The sequence below is a fragment of the Moorena sp. SIO3B2 genome (assembly GCF_010692525.1).
In the GTDB taxonomy this organism is placed as follows: Bacteria; Cyanobacteriota; Cyanobacteriia; order Cyanobacteriales; family Coleofasciculaceae; genus Moorena; species Moorena producens.
Map to the genome: position 1 here is coordinate 1 of NZ_JAAHHE010000548.1, position 3,254 is coordinate 3,254.

Below are 3,254 nucleotides of genomic sequence, written 5' to 3' on the forward strand. Positions count from 1 at the left end.
GGTTTCCGGATACTTAAGGCGATCGGCATCCCCGACCCCCTTGCCTGTTGGATTGAGCTTTCTAACTCTGGGGTAGCCGCCATCCCACCTTCTACAGATTGAAGCTGTAACTTTGGCTTCCTCATCAATTCATCTTGCTGACCTTGAGCTTGAATCGACTGATGTTGAGTTGACAAACTAGAAACTGGTGCGTTAATCCGGTCCACTACTTCCGATGCTACTCGGTCAGCTTCAAGCTCATACTTATCCCCAGCTTCACCAATAGTTAGCTTCGCCTGTACTGGATTGCCCTGCTGCCAATTGCCCATTAACTCATGGGAAAGTCCCCTAAACATTCGCTGACGTTGGATTGGTTGCCCACTAACAGAGGAAACACTACTCAGCAGAGGATCTTGGGAACGATGAACTTCTCCAGATTTGTATTGCTGGGATTTAATTAGATTACCCAGTGCTCGGTTGCCGATTATCCCTTGCAGTTCCTCGATTGGGTGGTATGTTGGCTTTCTACTTCCTAATACAAGAGACTGATCTCGAGTTAGAGTCTTTCTGGTTTGGCTTTGTCGTAGATTACCCATGAGCTTGACTAAATCTTTAACAGTCACATCATCATGATATAGCCGAATGGCACTGCGGGTGTTCACCCCACTCGCTTTTGGCTACAAGATCTGTATCATCAAACCAAGGCAATTCCACTATCAACCAAAGGCCAAGGCTGACTGCTGACTGCTGACTGCTGAATGTAACCCATAAAACTATTTTGGCAAGGGGTCTACTATTAGCGATCGCATTGGAATGTGAATTGTTCTATGGGTTACATTCAGCTCATACGCTATAGGCACGCTATGATAACAGCGTTCAGGCGGATCGCTTGTTTTATGCTGACTGCTGACCGCTGATAGCTGTTGGCGTAGCCTGCGCGTAGCGCATATGCTTACTTATTTATGACCCCATTCAAGAGGTAATTGTGCAATGGATACCCTAGAGTATTATCGCCAGATCATTCAGTCGTTGTTGACGGATTATGCTGCGATTCCCATCGCCAATGGGGTGATTGATTGCTACACGGTTTTTGATACCAAACAAGACCATTACCAGGTAATGAATGTGGGATGGGATGGCTATCGGCGGGTCTATGGTTGTGTTTTACATTTAGATATTAAGAAGGGAAAGATTTGGATTGAGCAAAATATGACGGAAATGAGAATAGGCCAAAAACTTGTGGAGAGAGGGGTAGCGAAGGACGATATTGTGCTGGGGTTTCAAGCACCAGAATTTCGGCAATATACGGACTATGGTGTTGGTTAATTTATAAGCTATCAGCCGTCAGCCATCAGCTATCAGCATGGTAGGGTGGGCAAATGATGATAGTTTGGAAATTTAATTGAGGAATCATGTCCATTTGCCCACCTGACAAGAGCGATCGCACTTCTTAACAGGTCTGCACCATTATCCAGTTTTAAACTTGTCACTAATGCTCATGCCCAAACTGCTTGTCCCTTATCGTTTAAATAATCCATGGCAGCCTTTTCGTCTCCTATCTTTGTCGGATTAGTCTGAAAATAACTGTCATAATTCCACCAAATACCCTTGTATTTTATCAATGCATAGAAATGACCTTTATTTACGTCTGCAACAATTAATCGATCACCCTTAAGAGCATTGTCATAACTAACTTCACTTAAACCAAATTTCTTATATAACCCTGGATCATTTCCGTCGTAAAAGAAATCTAAAGCTTCCTGTTCCGACATGCCTAGATCTACATAAGGCTCAATGGCTTTTTTTATGAATTCTTCTTTATTCACGTCACCATTCATGTAATGGTAATATCCGAAATATAAACAAAGATTACAATCTGGCAGTTCGTGCTTTTGAATCAAGAATTTGTATGGTGGTAAAGAATTATTATCAGCTGGGGAAACGCATCTTGTCAATACATCGAGTAGATTTCTCACTAAACGCTGCATTATTGTGCTTTTAGATGCGTTTCCCCTCTTTTTCCGCTGTAGAGTTTTATTCTGCTCTAAGTGTACCTGGAGCGTTGGAGAACTCGGCACACTATCACTCGGAGACTTACACTGGATTTTCCCCCCAGTTTGCTGCACCACATGAGTCAATTCATGAGCAATCAATTCCTGGCCTCCTCGACTCCCAGGGTTATATTCCCCCTGCCGAAAGAAGATATCTTTACCTGTAGTAAAAGCACGAGCTTGAATAGATTGATTCAACTGGTCAGATTGGGCATCATTGTGAACCCTGACTCCACTAAAATCTGCCCCAAACGACTGTTCCATTGGTTTCCGGATACTTAAGGCGATCGGCATCCCCGACCCCCTTGCCTGTTGGATTGAGCTTTCTAACTCTGGGGTAGCCGCCATCCCACCTTCTACAGATTGAAGCTGTAACTTTGGCTTCCTCATCAGTTCATCTTGCTGACCTTGAGCTTGAATCGAGTCTGGTTGATTGCTGTGACTAGTCACTGGTGTGTTGATCCGATCCACTACTTCCGATGCTACTCGGTCAGCTTCAAGCTCATATTTATCCCCAGCTTCACCAATAGTTAGCTTCGCCTGCACTCGATTGCCCTGCTGCCAATTGCCCTTTAATTCATGGGAAAGTCCCCTAAACATTGGCATTCGCTGGATTGGTTGCCCACTCACAGGGGAGACACTACTCAGCAGAGGATCTTGGGAACGATGAACTTGTCCAGATAAGTCTGGCTGGGATTTAATTAGATTACCCAGTGCTCGGTTACCAATTATCCCTTGCAGTTCCTCGACTGGGTGGTATGTTGGCTTCCTACTTCCCGATACTATAGACTGATCTCGAGCTTGTGTCGTTCTGGTTTGGCTTTGTCGTAGATTACCCATGAGCTTGGTTAAATTAAGAGTCGGCAAACGTCACATCATCATCATAGAGCCGAACAGTGACTGGATCAAGAACAGTATCATAAAACTACTTTGGCAAGGGCTCTACTATCAGCGATCGCACTGGAATCTGAATTGTTCTATCGTAACCATTCAGCTCATACGCTATAGGCAAGCTATGATAACAGCGTTCAAGCGGATCGCTTCTTTTAAGCTGACTGCTGAGTGCTGATAGCTGTTGGCGTAGCCTGCCCGTAGCGCATATGCTTACTTATTTATGACGCCATTAAAGAGGTGATTTTACAATGTATAACCTAGAGTTTTATCGCCAGATAATTCAGTCGTTGTTGACGGATTATGCTGCCATTCCCATCGCCAATGGAGTGA

Annotated in this window: 1 protein-coding gene and 2 pseudogenes; 1 reads left to right on the forward strand and 2 read right to left on the reverse strand. The window is 44.3% G+C overall.

What is annotated here, in order from left to right:
* A pseudogene (locus F6K38_RS37750) lies at positions 1–641 on the reverse strand (hypothetical protein); the annotation flags it as partial.
* Between the two features lie 328 nt (positions 642–969).
* On the opposite strand from F6K38_RS37750, the gene F6K38_RS37755 reads away from it, so the two are divergent.
* On the forward strand, positions 970–1,305 hold the full coding sequence (locus tag F6K38_RS37755; RefSeq protein WP_287254466.1) for a XisI protein: 336 nt from the start codon (positions 970–972) through the stop codon (positions 1,303–1,305).
* 781 nt (positions 1,306–2,086) lie between these two features.
* Here F6K38_RS37755 and F6K38_RS44615 read toward each other — a convergent pair.
* Positions 2,087–2,870, reverse strand: a pseudogene (locus F6K38_RS44615) (eCIS core domain-containing protein); the annotation flags it as partial.
* Between the last annotated feature and the right edge of the window lie 384 nt (positions 2,871–3,254).

Excerpts from the sequence above, each read along its gene's own strand:
- F6K38_RS37755 (WP_287254466.1), top strand. The coding sequence starts at position 970 with ATGGATACCCTAGAGTATTATCGCCAGATCATTCAGTCGTTGTTGACG.